Consider the following 14,116-nt stretch of genomic DNA (forward strand, 5'->3'; position numbering starts at 1 on the left):
CGCGCAGGTCAGTGCTGATCGCCGACGCAGGCGCTGAACAGCTGCGCGGATCCACGGACCGCGCGGGCGCGGATATCGGTGTCGGCCGCGGAGATCCAGGCCGCGCTGCCGCGTTCGACGGTGAGCGCGCGCCCGTTCTGGAACAGCTCGATCGTGCCCTCGGTGCACAGCACGATGCCGGGCCCGGCATCGGCCAGCACGACGGGTTCGGCGCCGGCGGCGAGGTCGAACCGGCACAGCGCGAATTCCGGTGCGGGCGTGCGATACCGGACGCCGCCGTCGCGGCCCGGCTCGGGTTCGATCACCGGCAGGTCGATGGGCTCGAAGTCGAGCACCCGCAGCAGTTCCGGCACGTCGACGTGCTTGGGGGTGAGCCCGCCGCGCAGCACGTTGTCGGAGTTGGCCATGATCTCCACGCCGACCCCGCGCAGGTAGGCGTGCAGATTCCCGGCCGCCAGGAACAGCGCCTGCCCGGGTTCGAGGGTCAGCCGGTTGAGCAGCAGCGCGGCGAGCACGCCCGCGTCGCCGGGGTAGACCTCGGCCAGTTCGAGCGCGGTGCGGGCCTCGGCGGTGAACTCGCGCGCGCCCTTCCCGGACAGGTAGCGCACACATCCTTCGAGCACGGTGGGCAGCAGCGCCGACAGCGCGGCGGGCGGCAGCGTGATCCAGGTGGTGAACAGGGTCCGCAGGCCCGCCGAATCGGGCTGGGCGGCAAGCAGTTCGGCGTAGACGTTGAGGCCGGGGATGTTCAGCGCGCGCAGCAGCTCGACGGTGCGGTGCGGATCGCGGAACCCGGCGAGCGCCTCGAACCGCTCCAGCGCGACGACCAGCTCCGGCTTGTGGCTGTCGTCGCGGTAGTTGCGCAGGGGCGAGTCCAGCGGCACCCCGGTGCGGTTCTCCCGCTCGAAACCGGCCCGTGCCTGCGCCGAACTGGGGTGGGCTTGCAGCGACAGCGGTTCCTCGGCGGCCAGGATCTTGAGCAGGAACGGCAGCCGGTCACCGAAGGCCGCGGCGACGGGGCCGAGTTCGCGGACCGGATCGGCGCTGAGCACCGCGAGCAACGAGCGGGTGCCGTCGTCGGCCTTGACGTGCGCGGGATCGGCCGGGTGCGCCCCGAACCAGAGTTCGGCCTCGGGATGGGCCGAGGGCACCGGCCTGCCGCACAGCTGAGCGAGCGCGGTGCGCGATCCCCATGCGTAAGAACGCAGCGCACCAACGAGTTCCTGCACTAGTAGCGTCCCCCGTCGTGGTATCGATCCGGTTCGGGCGCGGCCGCGCCGCGCGCACCGGTCAGTCGGAGATAGGCCGCGGCCATGTCGAGGCGCACGGCCAGCACGGCCAACTGCTCGAGCTCGCTGCCGTGGCCGCCCCCCGCGGCGGAGCTGGCGGTCGCGCTCTCGGTGGTCGGTGCCGAGCCCGGCTCGTCGAGCTGGGATCGCAGGACGTCGACATCGGCGTGCACCAGGTCCGCGTCGACCAGTCCGCCGCCCGCGCCCTCGAACACCGCCAGCTTGCGCCGGGCGGCGGCCTGGTCGGGGTGCACGCTCAGGGCGAGCACCCGCACCCGGTCGACCGGGGCCGGACCGTCGAGTTCCTCGTCGTGGAACAGCGGATCGAAACCCGGCGCGCTGCCACCGGCGGCCGCGCTCAGGCGACCGACCGCGGCGACCGCGTCGGCCAGATCGGCGGCCGAGGCCAGCCTGCCCGCCGACTGCAACAGCACCTCGGTGCCGTGCCCGGCCAGTTCGACCGCGGCCGGGGAGTCACCGGCCAGCACCACGCCGACCCCGTGCATCCGCGCGGCCAGGGTCTTGGCCGGGTTGTGGAAGACCTCGTTGTGCGGGCCGTCGCGCAGCGCCTCGGCGTCGAGCATGTCGGCCAGCGCGGTCAGGTCGGGGGTGGCGGGTCCGCTGCGCTGGGCGTCGATGCCGCGCAGCACGGCGATGCCGACGGCGAGGAAGCGCAGCAGCCGGTTGTGGTCGAGGACGGGCACCCGCGGTTCGAGCACGATCGCGCGACCGGCGGCGACCGCGCGCAGCGGGCCCTCGTTCGGCGCCGCGATCACGACTTCGGCGCTGCGGCGGATCGCGCGATCGACGGCATCGATCAGGCGCGGATCGCCCGCGTCGTCCCCGGCGACCAGCACCACGTCCAGCGGGCCGACCCAGGGCGGCAGCGAGCTGACCGGCACGATCGGCAGTCCGGCCCGATCACCCAGGGTGGCGACGAGAAGTCCGGCCGCGCGTGTCGCCCGGCCCGAGCCGGTGACCAGCACCAGGCTGCGTGGCCGCAGTTCGGCGAGCCGTTCGATGAGCGAGGTCTCCGCCACCGCGGCCGCCGTCGCCCGTACCTGGGCGCCGCCGGACGCGGCCGAGCGTAAGGCGCCGCCGGTGTCGGCTGCCTCCAGCGACGCGGCATCGTCGAGGTCGAATACCGGTGTTCCAGCGATCATCGCCGATTCCACCTCCCCTCATCGCGCTGTGTCGTGCGCCGAGCCGTCGGCGAATACAAGGTCTGTGATTCCACTATTCCAGCCAGACGCGGCCGATGCCCGTGATCTCGGAATCGAACAGAGCCGCGTGCTTGGTCCGACGTCGGGTCCGGGACATGTGATCGCACCTGTACTGGTTTCATTTTCCCAGTCAGGCGCGGACGATGCCCAGGATCTCGGTCACGAGTGCGTTTACTTCGGCCTGCGATCCGGCCTCGACGTTGAGACGAAGCAGCGGTTCGGTATTGGAGGCGCGCAGGTTGAACCAGGCGTGGTCGCCGAGGTCGACGGTGACGCCGTCGAGCCGGTCCACCGACTCGGTGCGGTCGGCGAAGGCGGCGAGCACGGCCGCGGTGCGCTCGGCGGCGTCGGCGACGGTCGAGTTGATCTCGCCGGAGGCCGCGTAGACGTCGTAGGCGGCCATCAGCTCCGAGACCGGGCGCTGACCCTCACCGAGGGCGGCCAGCACGTGCAGCGCGGCCAGCATGCCCGAGTCGGCACCCCAGAAGTCGCGGAAGTAATAGTGCGCGGAGTGCTCGCCACCGAACACCGCGCCGGTCGAGGCCATCTCCTGCTTGATGAACGAGTGCCCGACCCGGGTGCGCACCGGCTTGCCGCCCAGCTCCTCGACCAGTTCGGGCACCGCGCGCGAGGTGATCAGGTTGTGGATGACGGTCGCGCCCGGCTCCTTGGCCAGCTCGCGCTGGGCCACCAGCGCCGTGATCGCGGAGGGCGAGACCGGCTCGCCGCGCTCGTCGACGACGAAGCAGCGGTCGGCGTCGCCGTCGAAGGCCAGGCCGATGTCGGCGCCGCTGGAACGGACCAGCGCCTGCAGGTCGACGAGGTTCTTCGGGTCCAGCGGATTGGCCTCGTGGTTGGGGAACGAGCCGTCGAGTTCGAAGTACAGCGGCACGATCGTGATCGGGCCGAGGGTGCCGAGCACGGCGGGCACCGTGTGGCCGCCCATGCCGTTGCCCGCGTCGACCGCGATGGTCAGCGGGCGGATCTCGTCGAGGTGGACCAGCTCGCGCAGGAAGCTCGCGTAGTCGGCGAGCAGGTCGGTCGTGGTCGCGGTGCCCGGTGCGCCGTCGAAGGCGGGCACCCCGTCGACGACCTCGGCGGCGATGGTGGCCAGCCCGGTGTCCTGGCCGACCGGCAGCGCGTTGGCCCGGCACAGCTTGATGCCGTTGTAGCGGGCCGGGTTGTGGCTGGCGGTGAACATGGCGCCGGGGCAGCCGAGCCGGCCGGAGGCGAAGTAGAGCTGATCGGTGGAGGCCAGGCCGATGTGCACCACATCGAGGCCCTGCTCCCGCACGCCCTCGGCGAAGGCCAGCGACAGTTCGGGGGAGGACTCGCGCATGTCGTGCCCGATCACGACCCGGGTGGCGCCTTCGGCGCGCATCAACCGGGCGAAGGAGGCACCGACGTCTTCGACGAACGCCGCGTCGATCTGTTCGCCCACCACACCGCGGACGTCATAGGCCTTGATCACGGCGTTCACGAGTTCGCTGGAGCGCGCGACAGTCGTCATAACCCAGTACCCTAGCGGCCCGGAGTGTGATCCTGGTTCCACGGGTCGCGACCTGGTCGTTTACGGGTCGGGGAGCACGCGTAGGTGGCCGCGGCGGCCGGTGCGGGTGGTGCGCGGGGCAGGGGGAGCGGAGTCGCGGTAGCCGGGCTGGTCCGGGTCGGCGGGGCGGCGGCGCAGGCCCGCCTCGCGGACGGCTTCGGCCAGGGCGGTCAGATCGTCGTCGTCGGGTGTGCTGGAGGAGAAACCGCCTTCGTGGCGCACCAGTTCCCAGCCCTTGGGGGCGGTGATGCGGCAGGCGTGGGTTTCGCACAGATCCCAGGAATGCGGTTCGGCGACGGTGGCCAGTGGTCCGACGACGGCGGTCGAGTCGGAGTACACATACGTCAGCGTCGCTACAGCCGGGTTCTTGCAGCCGGGTCGGCAGCAACGACGCATGGGGATCACGACGTCGAGATTAACCCTCCGGCCGGTAAATGTGGATACGGACACGCCCCTAATCGGGTTCGGGATCGATCAGGTCCGGATCGACGCCGAGATAGGTCGCGATCTGTTGCACGAGCACTTCGCGCAGCAGTTCCACCAGATCGTCGGGATCGGCGGCGCGCAATTCCAGCGGCTTGCGGAACAGCACCACCCTGGCCCTGGTGGCCGCGCCGCGGGAATCGACCCCGGCGGGAATCAGTCGCGACAGCGGCACCGGCCCGTCGGCGACGACCTCGTCCGGCCAGGTGACCGAATCGGGATGCAGCGGACGGATTTTCGGCACGTCGTCGACGGCGATGTCGAGTTTGGTGAGCCGGTCGTGCCAGCGGGTGTCCAGCGGTGCGAAGGCCTCGAGCACCAGCCGGTCGAATTTCTGCCCCCTGGTGCGCCACGCGGGCACCGTCGGCGGGAGCATGGGGCCACGAACACCTCGGCCGCGGCGGGTCACCGAGCGTGCGGTGGGTGCCGGGGGATGACGCCGGGATCGGGCCATGGGACTTCTCCGCTCTCTCGCCTGCACCGTCTGAAAAGGGCGTTCGCCCGGAGACACCGACGTACTGCGCCTGCGTGGCTCCGGGCCAGGCCTGGAGAGTCTACTTTCGAACAGTCACTTAACCGATTCCGCGCTTCAGCCTGCGACGCTCTCGTTCCGAGAGACCGCCCCAGATGCCGAAACGTTCATCATGCGCCAGTGCGTATTCCAGGCACTGATCGCGTACTTCACAGCCCAAGCAGATTCGCTTCGCCTCACGAGTCGAGCCGCCCTTCTCGGGGAAGAACGCCTCGGGGTCTGTCTGAGCGCACAGAGCGCGCTCCTGCCACTGTTCCTCGATGGACTCGAACATCTCGTCGAAGCCCGTCACGACCAGACTCAGCCGGGGGGCCGCGACTTCGCTTACCACGTCCGGTTCCGGCCAGCTCGTTTCAGCGCAGACAGCGTGAGCTGCGCCTGCTGTGGAATCGGTCGGCGAGACCATGTCATCGGTCATCGTTCCGCCTCCTCACTTATGTGTTAGCGCAGAATGATTCTTTCCGTCGGACCAACACGAACCCCGACGGCCCAACACCGCGACGTAGTCTCGCGGGCTTCCCCGAGCCTGCCTTCCGGCGAGCCAACACCCGCTCGCAAACGCCCCCGCGTCATGCCTTTTCGCGGTGACCGGAATGACATGTCTGTGATTAGACACGCCGCACTTGCCGGTGGTCAACCCGCCGTCACCCTTCCGTTACACTCCGCACCCGCCTTTCGTGTTGATCTTGTTATCTGCTGTGGCAAATGACCAGCTACTTTGCCGAAGTTCGCCGGGACGCGGGGTGGTAACGGTCACCGCATAGGCTGTGAACCTGTGACTGCACAACACGCGGCGCGCGAGCCCAAGATCGCCGTTCTGGTCGGCGGCGTGGGCGGTGCCCGGTTCCTCCAGGGCGTCCGGCAGCTGCTGCCCGACGCCGACATCTCCGCGATCGTCAACGTCGGTGACGACGTCTGGATGCACGGTCTCCGGATCTGTCCCGACCTCGACACCTGCATGTACACCCTCGGTGGCGGCATCGACACCGAGCGGGGCTGGGGCCACGCGAACGAGACCTGGCACGCGAAAGAGGAGCTGGCGAAATACAACGCCCAGCCCGATTGGTTCGGCCTGGGCGATCGCGACATCGCCACCCACCTCATCCGCACCGAGATGCTCAACGCCGGATACCCGCTGTCGGCGGTCACCGAGGCGCTGTGCAATCGGTGGCAGCCGGGCGTGAAGCTGATCCCGGCGACCGACGATCGCTGCGAAACCCACGTGGTGGTCAGCGATCCCGACAATGCTGGCGAACGTCGCGCGATCCACTTCCAGGAGTGGTGGGTGCGGTACCGCGCGGCGCTCCCGACCCACGGATTTGCCTCGATCGGCGCCGAACAAGCCTCCCCCGCGCCGAATGTGACCGAAATCATAGCCTCCGCTGACGCGGTGTTGCTCGCCCCGTCGAACCCCGTGGTGAGCATCGGCGCGATCCTCGCCGTCCCGGGGATCAGGGGCGCGCTGCGCACCACCGACGCCAAGGTGATCGGCCTCTCGCCGGTGATCGACGGAAAGCCGTTGCGCGGCATGGCCGATGAGTGCCTGTCGGTGATCGGCGTCGAGTCCACCGCCGAGGCGATCGGCAGGCACTACGGCGCCCGCTCGGCCACCGGCATCCTCGACGGCTGGCTGGTGCACTCCACCGACACCGCCGAGGTGCCCGGCGTCGAGGTGCGCAGCGTCCCGCTGCTCATGACCGATCCCGAGGCCACGGGTGAAATGGCCCGCGCCGCACTGGAACTGGCGGGAGTGAAGGCATGAGCGTGCTGCCCGACCACGCCGCCGCCGAACTGCGGATCCTGCCGGTCACCGGTCTGCCGGAGTTCCGTCCCGGCGACGATCTCGCCGAACACCTTGCCGCACAGGCGCCTTGGCTGGCCGACGGCGATGTCGTCGTGGTCACCAGCAAGATCGTGTCCAAGGCCGAGGGGCGCATCGTGGCCGCGCCGACCGATCCCGACGAGCGCGACACCGCCCGGCGCAAGCTGGTCGACGACGAGGCGGTGCGGGTACTGGCGCGCAAGGGCCGCACCCTCATCACCGAGAACCGGCTGGGCATCGTGCAGGCCGCCTCCGGCGTCGACGGCTCCAATGTGGCCGAGGGCGAATTGGTGCTGCTGCCCACCGATCCCGACGGCAGCGCCAAGGCCCTGCGCACCGCGCTGGCGCAGCGGCTGGGGGTCGAGGTGGCCGTGGTCATCACCGACACCATGGGCCGGGCCTGGCGCAACGGCCAGATCGACGCGGCCATCGGCTCGGCCGGGCTGCGCGTGCTGCACGACTACGCGGGCGCGGTCGACGGGCAGGGCAACGAGCTGTTCGTCACCCAGGTGGCCGTGGCCGACGAACTCGCCGCCGCCGCCGATCTGGTCAAGGGCAAGCTCGGCGGTGTGCCGGTGGCCGTGGTCCGCGGGCTGGCGACCGACGACGACGGGTCGACCGCGGCGGCGCTGCTGCGCGGCGGGATCGACGACCTGTTCTGGCTCGGCACCGCCGAGGCGATCGAGAAGGGTCGCAAAGAGGCTGTGCCACTGCGTCGTTCGGTGCGCGCCTTCTCCGGCGAGCCGGTGGACCCGGAGCGGATCAGGGCCGCCGTCGCCGCCGGCCTCACCGCGCCCGCACCGCATCACACCCGGCCGGTGCGCTTCGTCTGGGTGCGCAAGAAGACGCTGCGCGCCCAGTTGCTCACCGCCATGGCCGAACAGTGGCGCGCCGATCTGACCGCGGACGGCCGCGACCCCGAACAGGTGGAGCGCCGAATCGCGCGCGGGCGCATCCTGTTCGACGCGCCGGAGATGATCATCCCGTTCTGCGTTCCCGACGGCGCCCACGACTATCCCGACGCGCGCCGCCAGGCCGCCGAGCAGACCATGTTCACCGTGGCGGTCGGCGCGGCGGTGCAGGGGCTGCTGGTGGCGCTGGCCGCCGACGGTCTCGGCAGCTGCTGGATCGGCTCGACGATCTTCGCTCCCGAGGTGACGCGCGACGTGCTCGGCCTCGACGACGACTGGATGCCGTTGGGCGCCATCGCGATCGGCCATCCGCTCGAGGAACCCGCGCCGCGCACGGTCGGCGCGCCCGGCGCGGGTCTGGTCGAGCTGTGAACCGGCCGACCGGCTCGCTTCCGGTCACCGTGATCGCGGTGGCGCCCGCCGTCGGCGCGACCGGTCACCCGGCGGAGGTGCTTCGGTGAGCGCCGAGTCGCTGCACGCCTCGGCGACCGAACTGCTCACCGACTGGAAACCCGAGGACACCGCGGAACGCTCACTGCGCGAAGCGATGCTGGCCTTCCTCGGCTCCGCCCCGCGCGGCTGCCTGCGCGAGCACGCCCCCGGCCACATCACCGCCTCGGCGATCGTGTTCTCGCACGACCGCAGCGAGGTGCTGCTCACCCTGCACCCACGGGTCGGTCGCTGGATCCAGCTCGGCGGCCACTGTGAACCCGGCGACGAGACCATCGCCGATGCCGCGCTGCGCGAAGCCGTCGAGGAATCGGGCATCCCCGACCTGCGCCTGACCTCCGGCCTCTACGGCGCCCAGGCCCATCCGATCACCTGCTCGCTCGGCGTACCGACGCGGCACCTGGACCTGCTGTTCGAGCTGGTGGCGCCCCCGAACGCGGTGCCGGTCCGCAGCGCCGAATCGACCGATCTGCGGTGGTGGCCGGTGGCCGGGCTACCGCCGGGCGCCGACGTGGCGTTACACGTGTAAAGCCCCGAAACAGGTCTTTGACCTGCGCTCACGGCGACCGTGCCCAGGTGGGGCACGGTCGCCGTTTCGTTATCTCCCCGTTGCGGCTTTACAAATTTCCCAATTTGTCTAGACGACGGACAAATCGGGACCTATCGTCTGTGACAGAGAGTTACGCACATCACAGGTGTGAGATGTGCCTCAGGATGGAGACGACGATGTCGACCGATGCCAATACGTCCGAACAGCGGGTGGCGCCCCCGCCGTGGCGTGATTCCAAGCGTTATCTGTGGCTGTGGGGCCTGTTCGCCCCGACCGGCCTGTTCACGATCGCGATCCCGCTGATCTGGGGTCTGAACCAGCTCGGCTGGCACACCCTCGCGCACGTGCCGTTCTGGCTGGGCCCGGTGCTGGTCTACGTGGTGATTCCGCTGGCCGACCTGTTCTTCGGTCCCGACGGCAACAATCCGCCGGACGAGGTGATGGAGTACCTGGAGAACGACCGGTACTACCGCTACCTCACCTACCTGTACCTGCCGTTCCAGTACGCCTCGCTGATCTTCGCCTGCTACATCATCACCGCGCCGAACCTGCACTGGCTCGGCTTCTCCGGCGGGGCGAGCCTGGTCGACAAGATCGGCATCGCGATCAGCGTCGGCATGATCGGCGGCATCGGCATCAACACCGCGCACGAACTCGGCCACAAGAAGGTCGACATGGAACGCTGGCTCGCGCGCATCGCGCTGGCCCAGACGTTCTACGGCCATTTCTACATCGAGCACAATCGCGGCCACCACGTTCGCGTGGCCACCCCGGAGGACGCGGCCAGCGCCCGCATCGGCGAGACCTTCTGGGCCTTCTGGCCGCGCACCGTGTGGGGCAGCTTCCGCTCGGCCTGGCATCTGGAGAAGGAACGACTGGCCCGCCTGGACAAGAGCCCGTGGACGCTGCGCAACGACGTGCTCAACGCCTGGGCCATGTCGGTGGTGCTGTGGCTGGGCCTGATCGCCGTGTTCGGCATCGAGGTGCTGCCGTATCTGATCCTGCAGGCGATCATCGGTTTCAGCCTGTTGGAGTCGGTGAACTACCTCGAGCACTACGGCCTGGTGCGGCAGAAGACCAAGTCCGGCCGCTACGAGCGGCCTGCGCCCGAGCACAGCTGGAACAGCGACCACATCGTCACCAACATCTTCCTGTACCACCTGCAGCGCCACAGCGATCATCACGCGTACCCCACGCGGCGCTACCAGACCCTGCGCAGCTGGGACGGGGCTCCCGAGCTGCCCAGCGGCTACGCGAGCCTGATCCTGATCGCCTACTTCCCGCCGATCTGGCGCAGGGTGATGGACAAGCGCGTGCTCGCCCACTACGACGGCGACATCACCCGCGCCAACATCGAACCCAAGCGCCGGGAGAAGCTGTTGGCGCGGTACGGGACGGAGGTCAGGCCGTGAGTTCGTACAAGTGTCCGGTCTGTGATTATGTCTACGACGAAACGCGAGGAGCCCCGCGCGAGGGATTTCCGGCAGGCACACTGTGGGCGGCGGTGCCCGACGACTGGTGTTGTCCGGACTGCGGTGTGCGGGAAAAGATCGACTTCGAGGCGGCAGGAGTTTCCCAGTGACCGAATACAAGCTCTACCAATGTATTCAGTGCGGTTTCGAATACGACGAGGCCGAGGGCTGGCCCGATGACGGCATCGCCCCCGGCACCCGCTGGGACGACATTCCCGACGACTGGAGCTGCCCGGACTGCGGTGCCGCCAAGTCCGACTTCTTCATGGTCGAGATCGAACGTTCGTGAGTATCGCGCCGCGCACGGGGGCGCGCATCCCGTACCAGGAGGCCGCGCGCGAGTTGTTGCGCACCTCGGTCCTGGACGGGATGCGCGAACTGCTCACCGAGCGGGATTGGTCCAAGATCACCCTCGGTGACGTCGCGGCGCGGGCCGGAGTGAGCAGGCAGACGCTCTACAACGAGTTCGGCTCTCGCTCCGGCCTTTCCCAGGCCTACGCGCTGCGCCTGGCCGACGAACTCGTCGACCATGTGCGCGAGGCGCTCGACGCCAATGTCGGCGATGCCCGCGCCGCCATCCGGGTCGGCATGTCCGGCTTCTTCCTCGCCGCCGCGGCCGACCCGCTGGTGCGCTCGCTGCTGGCCGGGGAGATGAAGCCGGACCTGCTGCGCCTGATCACCCTCGACGCGGGACCGTTGCTCGAGCACGCCACCGCGCGGCTGGCCGATGTGGTCCAGCACAGCTGGGTGGACGCGACCGCCGCCGAGGCCGACGTGTTCGCCCACGCCCTGGTGCGCATCGCCCTGAGCTACATCCCCAATCCGCCGGTGCCCGAGCGCGACGCACCCGCGGAGATGAGCGCCCTGCTCAGCCCGTACGTCGAAGCGATCGTGCAGGAACGCGGAATCCGCACGACCTCGAGTGAGGCTAGTCACTCGGCGCGCTGAATGGCTCTGATTCGCCGTGGTGTAACCATCACCACGTTTGCGGATCTGCCGCTGTGTAACGCGTCCGCGGTCTGTCAGTATTCACATCGGTCGGCGATTGGTCTTTTTACAGCGGAGCGGGTGTGCAAACGGTTGGCAAACCGGGGGGTTTTCGTGATCCCAAACGGTATCTCTGGGCTCTAGGGTTGATCGCTCCGGCGTCTGCGCTGTTGCCTTCCCAGCTCGTGTACCGCACCGGTGCCGAAGTGTTCTGGTGGATCGGCCCGGTCATCGTGCTGATCGCCATCCCCGTCCTGGACTGGATCGTCGGTGAGGACGGCAACAATCCCCGCGACGAGGATTACGAGGCGCTCTCCGCCGACCGGTACTACCGCTGGTGCACCTACCTGTTCCTGCCGGTCCAGCTCATCGGCCTGACCATCGCCTGCTACATGTGGGCGGGCGAGGAGCTCGCCTTCCTCGACAAGCTCGGCCTCGCCGCCACCGTCGGGTTCGTCAGCGGCATCGGCATCAACGCCGCCCACGAATTGGGACACCGCGTCGAGCGTGCTGAGAAATTGCTGTCGAAGGTGGCGCTGGCCCAGTCCGGCTACGGTCACTTCTTCGTCGAGCACAATCGCGGCCACCACGCCCGGGTCGCCACGCCCGAGGATCCGGCCAGTGCCCGGCTCGGCGAGTCGCTGTGGGAGTTCTTGCCGCGCAGCGTCTTCGGCGGCTTCCGCTCCGCGCTGGAACTCGAGCGCGCCCGCCTGTCCAGGCAGGGTCGTGGCTGGTGGAGCCCGCGCAACAACATCCTGCAGGCGTGGGCGATGACGGTGGTGCTGTTCGGTTCGCTGATGCTCGCCTTCGGCGTCGCGATCCTGCCGTGGCTGATCCTGCAGGCCGCGATCGGCGCCGCGCTGCTCGAGACGGTGAACTACGTCGAGCACTACGGCCTGCTGCGCGAGCGCAAGCCCAACGGCCGCTGGGCCCGCTGCTCCCCGCGCGACAGCTGGAACTCCGACCGCCTGGTCACCAACATCTTCCTGTTCCACCTGCAGCGCCACAGCGACCACCACGCCAACCCCGGCCGCCGCTACCAGACCCTGCGCAGCACCGAGGAAGCACCGCAGCTGCCCGCCGGCTACGCCACCATGATCCTGCTGGCCGCCGTCCCGCCGCTGTGGCGAGCGGTGATGGACCCCAGAGTCGCCGCCCACTACGGCGGTGACCTGACCCTGGCCAACGTCGCACCGCGCAAGCAACGACGTTTGCTGGCCCGATACCGCGCCGCGGCCTGACCGCGGCCTCGAAGGACCGGGGAACGAGCGCGCCCACAGGCGGTAGCCTTGCCTCGGTACTGACTACCAGGAGAGGCTGATGACGACCTCAGAACTTCCCGCGCGCACCGAGCTCACCGCTGACGTCCGCAACGGCATCGATTACAAGGTGGCAGATCTCTCGCTGGCCGAATTCGGCCGCAAGGAGATCCGCCTCGCCGAGCACGAGATGCCCGGCCTGATGGCTCTGCGCCGCGAATACCACGATGTGCAGCCCCTGCAGGGCGCGCGCATCTCCGGATCGCTGCACATGACGGTGCAGACCGCCGTCCTGATCGAAACGCTCGTCGCCCTCGGCGCGCAGGTGCGCTGGGCCTCGTGCAACATCTTCTCCACCCAGGACCACGCCGCCGCCGCGATCGTCGTCGGCCCGCACGGCACCGTCGAGGAGCCCAAGGGCACCCCGGTCTTCGCCTGGAAGGGCGAGACGCTCGAGGAGTACTGGTGGGCCGCCGAGCAGATGCTCACCTGGCCCGGCGAACCGGCCAACATGATCCTCGACGACGGTGGCGATGCCACCATGCTCGTGCTGCGTGGCGCGCAGTTCGAGAAGGCCGGGGTCATCCCGCCCGACGAGGACGACCACTCCGCCGAGTACACGGTGTTCTTGAACCTGCTGCGCGAGCGGTTCGAGACCGACAAGACCAAGTGGTCGGCGATCGCGGAATCGGTCAAGGGCGTCACCGAGGAGACCACCACCGGTGTGCTGCGGCTGTACCAGTTCGCGGCCGCGGGGGAGCTGGTGTTCCCGGCGATCAACGTCAACGACTCGGTCACCAAGTCGAAGTTCGACAACAAGTACGGCACCCGCCACTCCCTCATCGACGGCATCAACCGTGGCACCGATGTGCTCATCGGCGGCAAGAAGGTGCTGATCGCGGGTTACGGCGATGTCGGCAAGGGTTGTGCGGAGTCCCTCGCGGGCCAGGGCGCGCGCGTGCAGGTCACCGAGATCGACCCGATCAACGCCTTGCAGGCGCTGATGGACGGCTACGACGTGGTCACCGTCGAGCAGGCGATCGGCGATGCCGACATCGTGATCACCTCGACCGGCAACAAGGACATCATCACCCTCGAGCACATGAAGGCGATGAAGGATCACGCGATCCTGGGCAACATCGGTCACTTCGACAACGAGATCGACATGGCCGGCTTGGAGCGTTCGGGCGCGACCCGGATCAACATCAAGCCGCAGGTCGACGAGTGGACCTTCGATTCGGGCAAGGCGATCATCGTGTTGTCGGAGGGTCGTCTGCTCAACCTGGGCAACGCGACCGGTCACCCGTCGTTCGTGATGTCGAACAGCTTCTCCAACCAGGTCATCGCTCAGATCGAGCTGTGGACCAAGCCCGAGGAGTACGACAACGAGGTCTACCGGCTGCCCAAGCATCTCGACGAGAAGGTCGCCAAGATCCACGTCGAGGCCCTGGGTGGCACGCTGACCAAGCTGTCCAAGGATCAGGCCGAGTACATCGGTGTGGATGTGGAAGGCCCGTACAAGCCCGACCACTACCGCTACTGAGTTCTCCGAGACAAGCGGCGGCCCCGCCGACCTTCGAGGTCGGCGG

15 protein-coding genes are annotated in these 14,116 nt (G+C 68.9%); 9 read left to right on the forward strand and 6 right to left on the reverse strand.

Annotation, left to right across the window (positions count from 1 at the left end):
* Window positions 1-8 precede the first annotated feature (8 nt).
* From manA to ACFVVM_RS33850, 6 genes are all read right to left on the reverse strand, one after another.
* Complete coding sequence (gene manA / locus ACFVVM_RS33825) at window positions 9-1,229, reverse strand: mannose-6-phosphate isomerase, class I (RefSeq protein ID WP_387626666.1); 1,221 nt, start codon at window positions 1,227-1,229, stop codon at window positions 9-11.
* Window positions 1,229-2,452, reverse strand: coding sequence for a tobH protein (locus tag ACFVVM_RS33830; protein WP_387626668.1), 1,224 nt, complete (start codon window positions 2,450-2,452; stop codon window positions 1,229-1,231). Before ACFVVM_RS33830 ends, manA begins: the two co-directional genes overlap by 1 nt.
* A gap of 190 nt (window positions 2,453-2,642) precedes the next feature.
* The gene (locus ACFVVM_RS33835; protein WP_387626670.1) at window positions 2,643-4,022 is read right to left on the reverse strand and encodes a phosphomannomutase/phosphoglucomutase; all 1,380 of its coding nucleotides are present in this window, start codon (window positions 4,020-4,022) and stop codon (window positions 2,643-2,645) included.
* Window positions 4,023-4,082: 60 nt separating this feature from the next.
* Window positions 4,083-4,457 (reverse strand): DUF3499 domain-containing protein, encoded by a 375-nt coding sequence (locus tag ACFVVM_RS33840; RefSeq protein ID WP_387626698.1) that lies wholly within the window; start codon window positions 4,455-4,457, stop codon window positions 4,083-4,085.
* 58 nt (window positions 4,458-4,515) lie between these two features.
* The gene (locus ACFVVM_RS33845; protein ID WP_387626672.1) at window positions 4,516-4,998 is read right to left on the reverse strand and encodes a metallopeptidase family protein; all 483 of its coding nucleotides are present in this window, start codon (window positions 4,996-4,998) and stop codon (window positions 4,516-4,518) included.
* Between the two features lie 118 nt (window positions 4,999-5,116).
* Window positions 5,117-5,350 carry a WhiB family transcriptional regulator gene (locus tag ACFVVM_RS33850; protein ID WP_133733920.1) on the reverse strand — a complete coding sequence of 78 codons (234 nt, stop codon included), beginning with the start codon at window positions 5,348-5,350 and terminating at the stop codon, window positions 5,117-5,119.
* Between the two features lie 501 nt (window positions 5,351-5,851).
* On the opposite strand from ACFVVM_RS33850, the gene cofD reads away from it, so the two are divergent.
* The 9 genes from cofD (at window position 5,852) to ahcY (ending at window position 14,070) form a co-directional block, all read left to right on the forward strand.
* Window positions 5,852-6,838, forward strand: a complete 987-nt coding sequence (gene cofD, locus ACFVVM_RS33855) for a 2-phospho-L-lactate transferase (RefSeq protein WP_387626674.1) — start codon at window positions 5,852-5,854, stop codon at window positions 6,836-6,838.
* Entirely contained in the window at window positions 6,835-8,181 is a 1,347-nt protein-coding gene (locus tag ACFVVM_RS33860) for a coenzyme F420-0:L-glutamate ligase (RefSeq protein WP_387626676.1), read from the forward strand. Before cofD ends, ACFVVM_RS33860 begins: the two co-directional genes overlap by 4 nt.
* 85 nt (window positions 8,182-8,266) lie before the next feature.
* Window positions 8,267-8,788 carry an NUDIX hydrolase gene (locus ACFVVM_RS33865; protein ID WP_387626678.1) on the forward strand — a complete coding sequence of 174 codons (522 nt, stop codon included), beginning with the start codon at window positions 8,267-8,269 and terminating at the stop codon, window positions 8,786-8,788.
* A gap of 197 nt (window positions 8,789-8,985) precedes the next feature.
* Window positions 8,986-10,221 carry an alkane 1-monooxygenase gene (locus ACFVVM_RS33870; protein ID WP_387626680.1) on the forward strand — a complete coding sequence of 412 codons (1,236 nt, stop codon included), beginning with the start codon at window positions 8,986-8,988 and terminating at the stop codon, window positions 10,219-10,221.
* Window positions 10,218-10,391, forward strand: a complete 174-nt coding sequence (locus ACFVVM_RS33875) for a rubredoxin (protein ID WP_387626682.1) — start codon at window positions 10,218-10,220, stop codon at window positions 10,389-10,391. The genes ACFVVM_RS33870 and ACFVVM_RS33875 overlap by 4 nt, the downstream gene beginning before the upstream one ends.
* Complete coding sequence (locus ACFVVM_RS33880) at window positions 10,388-10,570, forward strand: rubredoxin (RefSeq protein ID WP_387626684.1); 183 nt, start codon at window positions 10,388-10,390, stop codon at window positions 10,568-10,570. The genes ACFVVM_RS33875 and ACFVVM_RS33880 overlap by 4 nt, the downstream gene beginning before the upstream one ends.
* A gap of 80 nt (window positions 10,571-10,650) precedes the next feature.
* Window positions 10,651-11,229, forward strand: coding sequence for a TetR family transcriptional regulator (locus tag ACFVVM_RS33885; protein ID WP_387626700.1), 579 nt, complete (start codon window positions 10,651-10,653; stop codon window positions 11,227-11,229).
* 209 nt (window positions 11,230-11,438) lie between these two features.
* Entirely contained in the window at window positions 11,439-12,509 is a 1,071-nt protein-coding gene (locus ACFVVM_RS33890; RefSeq protein WP_387626686.1) for an alkane 1-monooxygenase, read from the forward strand.
* A 79-nt stretch (window positions 12,510-12,588) separates the two neighbouring features.
* Entirely contained in the window at window positions 12,589-14,070 is a 1,482-nt protein-coding gene (gene ahcY / locus ACFVVM_RS33895) for an adenosylhomocysteinase (protein ID WP_387626688.1), read from the forward strand.
* The last annotated feature ends 46 nt before the right edge of the window (window positions 14,071-14,116 follow it).

Origin of the sequence: Nocardia sp. NPDC058176, assembly GCF_042883805.1 — a bacterium.
Taxonomy (GTDB): Bacteria; Actinomycetota; Actinomycetes; order Mycobacteriales; family Mycobacteriaceae; genus Nocardia.

Excerpts from the sequence above, each read along its gene's own strand:
- ahcY (WP_387626688.1), top strand. The coding sequence starts at position 12,589 with ATGACGACCTCAGAACTTCCCGCGCGCACCGAGCTCACCGCTGACGTC.
- ACFVVM_RS33860 (WP_387626676.1), top strand. The coding sequence starts at position 6,835 with ATGAGCGTGCTGCCCGACCACGCCGCCGCCGAACTGCGGATCCTGCCG.
- ACFVVM_RS33850 (WP_133733920.1), bottom strand. The coding sequence starts at position 5,350 with ATGTTCGAGTCCATCGAGGAACAGTGGCAGGAGCGCGCTCTGTGCGCT.
- ACFVVM_RS33845 (WP_387626672.1), bottom strand. The coding sequence starts at position 4,998 with ATGGCCCGATCCCGGCGTCATCCCCCGGCACCCACCGCACGCTCGGTG.
- ACFVVM_RS33830 (WP_387626668.1), bottom strand. The coding sequence starts at position 2,452 with ATGATCGCTGGAACACCGGTATTCGACCTCGACGATGCCGCGTCGCTG.
- ACFVVM_RS33835 (WP_387626670.1), bottom strand. The coding sequence starts at position 4,022 with ATGACGACTGTCGCGCGCTCCAGCGAACTCGTGAACGCCGTGATCAAG.
- ACFVVM_RS33840 (WP_387626698.1), bottom strand. The coding sequence starts at position 4,457 with ATGCGTCGTTGCTGCCGACCCGGCTGCAAGAACCCGGCTGTAGCGACG.
- ACFVVM_RS33870 (WP_387626680.1), top strand. The coding sequence starts at position 8,986 with ATGTCGACCGATGCCAATACGTCCGAACAGCGGGTGGCGCCCCCGCCG.
- ACFVVM_RS33885 (WP_387626700.1), top strand. The coding sequence starts at position 10,651 with ATGCGCGAACTGCTCACCGAGCGGGATTGGTCCAAGATCACCCTCGGT.